Consider the following 3183-nt stretch of genomic DNA (forward strand, 5'->3'; position numbering starts at 1 on the left):
CTCAAGGGATTTGTGCTGCTGACGTTGGTGGTAAACAACGTGAAATTCAAGGACGGAGTACAGGTGCTGGATGAGTCAGACAGGAATGCCGCCTGACCGACTCCATACACCAGATTTGACAATAGCTGATTACATTCGTCACTTTGGCACTCAGATGCCGTTTTGGGGAGGGGCGACCATCCCATTTACGCCGCGTAACGCTTGCAGCAAAAACTGAAAAGCCCGCATCCACAGCGGGCTCTCTGGTTTAACGGTTGAGCGCCAAGATGCGGCGCTGCATATGCTTAGGCCAGTGCTTTGGCTTTGAGTTGGGCATATTCATCAGCATTAATCGCGCCGTTATCGAGCAAGGCTTTGGCCTCGCAGATCTGCTCGACTGGTGATTTACCTGCCACTTGCCGAATATAGTCTTCGGTATCTGATTTGGCCCGCTGCATCGCCGCACGTTGACGCTGGGCCATACCTGCGCCATTGCTAACAATGTAAATCAGCGCGGTAAACATCGGCAAGAATATCAGTCCGAGGATCCACAGAGCTTTAAATCCGCCGCCCATTTCAGTGTTGCGAAACAGATCGCCGACGATCTGGAACAGTACCAAAAGGTAAGCGATAAAGATAAAACTTGAGAGTATTAACCAGAAGAAATCCCAGAAATTGCTCATATTGGTGTGTTTCCTTTGCGTTGCCTAATTGGTTTAGGTGTAGCCGGCGTAAACTCGCCGGCGATGGTGTTACTCGGGCTTGCGCATCGCGGCCTGTAGCCAGCTGCGCAGAAGCGACCAGAGTGCGCTGCCGGTGAGCATGCCAAGCACGTAAACGCCGACGATCAGTAGCGACGCCGGCAGCGTCAGGCTCATATTAAGCAGCGAAACGGTGACAAGGCTTATATTTTGAATTTTAAACAGCAAAACAGTCGTCGTGATGACGATGATTAAAGCGGCGTAAACGTAACGCATAGACCCCCCTGTACTGATGATTAAGGCTGTGCTGATGGTGTTTTAAGCGACTCATCAGCCGTCGTTTCTGGATGTTGTAACACACGATTTATCAGCATGTAACAGGCAATAAAACCACCCAGCGAGGCGGCAAAATGTTTCAAGGTATGACCGCTGACAAAATGGCTAAGACTAAGGATTTCGGCGTCATAGGTTTCGAGCACCTTGCTCAACACATACCAGCTAAAGATCCAGTAAAGATCACTGCCGCGTGAATAACGCGATGGTTGCAAAATAGCCAGAAAAAGTAAAGCCAGTACTGCATAAGCCTGCAGCATTGCGTACGGCAGCACGTTGCCAACGCCTTGCCGCTCGGTCACACGCCAGTAAATAACCGACGAGGCACCAATCAGTAACATCGGTACTAATAACACTAGCCCGGTGCGCACGCTGATGCGATCTGAAATCTGGCTGGCGACTAAGGCCATAAAGGTAATGGTCATAGGCAGACGGTCCCAGAACAGTCGGTCATTGTCGGGGGCTAGATGGTAGTAACTTGAACCTAAAGCAGTCGCGAATATACCAAAGAAAAATACCAAATAAGGCCAACGCTCACGCATAAATTCAAACCGCACGCGGCTGCGGATTAGCAGGGCCAACCCCAAGGTACCCGCCAGAAAAAAACCTATATTGGAGACCACGTTATTGAAATGCGGGATCCCCAAGAAGCTGCGTTGGTCGGCAAAATTATGGTAAGCCAGCGGCTGCGGCACGGCCGGTAACAAAAAGGCTGCCGCCACACAGGCGAGGGTAAAACCGATCAGTAGAAGGTTGCGCACACTCATAGGACAAGCTCCTGTTGTCGATGCGCGGTACTGTTTAGCGTTGTGCATGATCGGTACTGTGTCCATCAAATGGATTGTGGGTTCTTATGGAGCGCTGACGATGGCATTAAACACACGCTCGCCATCCGCACGATGCGCATCCAACAAACCGTCACGTATTTCCCATAGTTTTACCGACTCCAGCGCCGCAAGAAACTCGCGCTCTTGTTGCATCACCCCATCGGCGGGGCAAACCATACGTGTGCTCAGCAATGGGCCGATGCTCAGGCGATTTTCGACCGAGGTAAAGCTCGCCTGATAAGTATTGCAACCGCTGCTGCCGTGTACCTGGCCTTGCTCAAAGACCATGCTCAAACGCGTGCCAGGCAGAGCGCTAACGACTGCTTGGCGGCCGTTGTTGAATCCAGTTACATCCCAGTACACGCCCTCAAGCGTTGCCGCGGGCTGCGCTTTAAATGTCAATACCGCACCAGTGGCAGTGCTCAGGCTCAGTTGCTCAGTATTAATGGCATACGCCAGAGTGCCGCTGAGTGCCGCTCTCACGGCGTTCTCCAGCGCCGTTTGTGGCTCCGGGCAAGCCATCATCGAACCGGCTAACATGCTAATTTTCACCTTGCCAGTACTCAGGTTATAGCCACCCATAAGCCTATTACAGCCGGAAAAACCGCTCAAACGGCCTGCCTCAAAACGTACCGTTACAGGCTTTGCCGCGTCAATTGCGATACCGGCAAAGCTACCGCTCGGAGAGTCTAACTGCCATGTTGGCCCCTCTAGTGTGAGCGGCTTGGCGGTGGTATCCGTGGTATCCTTAGCTGGCTTTGGCACGCGACAACAACCTGCCAACAGTTGCCCGTCTGGCAGAGATACCCTTGCGCTCATTGGATGTTGGGTGTTAGACATACCGTCGCTACAGCCCGCCTCACGCAGCAGCGCGACTGCTTCGCCGCCCTTACCGGTTACCGGCTTGCCGCGCCAAGCGTACTCTTTGAGCGCAAGCAGATGCGTTTTCTGGCCGAGGAAATCGACCGCTTTCTGTTCGGGCAAGAGCAATTGCGCTCGACTTTTGTCACTAAACTGCAGGCTCCATGACGGCTCATTGCCAAAGCAAATAAGCTGCGGCTCGGCGGCGAACACAGTAAAAGCCGGCAATACCGACGCCAGTAAAATCGCTGCATTTATCGATGTTTTTAGCATGTGTTCGACTCATCCTTTATGAATATAAGAGCGTATTGTGACCATGTAGGCACCGCGTAGGCGCTGCTACCGCATAGGTAAAGAGCCTGTCTCTTGATCAGATCTTGATCCCCGAAGCCATCATCTCTTTGGCGGCAATAAAGCCGTCCAGTTTACTTTGCAGTGTTTGCCAGCCTTCCCAGAGTGAGCTCCAGCCTGCAATCCCTGTT

General features: G+C 52.4%; 4 protein-coding genes. All 4 read right to left on the bottom strand.

Annotated features, from left to right (window positions below; translation table 11 throughout):
* Positions 1 to 284: 284 nt before the first annotated feature.
* The 4 genes from GWQ22_RS21045 to GWQ22_RS21060 all read right to left on the bottom strand — a co-directional run bounded on the left by GWQ22_RS21045 (position 285) and on the right by GWQ22_RS21060 (position 2974).
* Positions 285 to 662, bottom strand: coding sequence for an SHOCT domain-containing protein (locus GWQ22_RS21045; RefSeq protein ID WP_042038326.1), 378 nt, complete (start codon positions 660 to 662; stop codon positions 285 to 287).
* A 69-nt stretch (positions 663 to 731) separates the two neighbouring features.
* Positions 732 to 956, bottom strand: coding sequence for a hypothetical protein (locus GWQ22_RS21050; protein WP_275931568.1), 225 nt, complete (start codon positions 954 to 956; stop codon positions 732 to 734).
* 20 nt (positions 957 to 976) lie between these two features.
* The gene (locus GWQ22_RS21055) at positions 977 to 1780 is read right to left on the bottom strand and encodes a hypothetical protein (RefSeq protein WP_275931569.1); all 804 of its coding nucleotides are present in this window, start codon (positions 1778 to 1780) and stop codon (positions 977 to 979) included.
* An 84-nt stretch (positions 1781 to 1864) separates the two neighbouring features.
* Positions 1865 to 2974, bottom strand: a complete 1110-nt coding sequence (locus GWQ22_RS21060; protein ID WP_275931570.1) for an META domain-containing protein — start codon at positions 2972 to 2974, stop codon at positions 1865 to 1867.
* Positions 2975 to 3183 lie beyond the last annotated feature (209 nt).

Source organism: Aeromonas sp. 1HA1 (genome assembly GCF_029237385.1).
GTDB classification, from domain to species: Bacteria; Pseudomonadota; Gammaproteobacteria; order Enterobacterales; family Aeromonadaceae; genus Aeromonas; species Aeromonas popoffii.

Coding starts and splice junctions, on each gene's coding strand:
- GWQ22_RS21050 (WP_275931568.1), bottom strand. CDS start 956: ATGCGTTACGTTTACGCCGCTTTAATCATCGTCATCACGACGACTGTT.
- GWQ22_RS21045 (WP_042038326.1), bottom strand. CDS start 662: ATGAGCAATTTCTGGGATTTCTTCTGGTTAATACTCTCAAGTTTTATC.
- GWQ22_RS21055 (WP_275931569.1), bottom strand. CDS start 1,780: ATGAGTGTGCGCAACCTTCTACTGATCGGTTTTACCCTCGCCTGTGTG.
- GWQ22_RS21060 (WP_275931570.1), bottom strand. CDS start 2,974: ATGCTAAAAACATCGATAAATGCAGCGATTTTACTGGCGTCGGTATTG.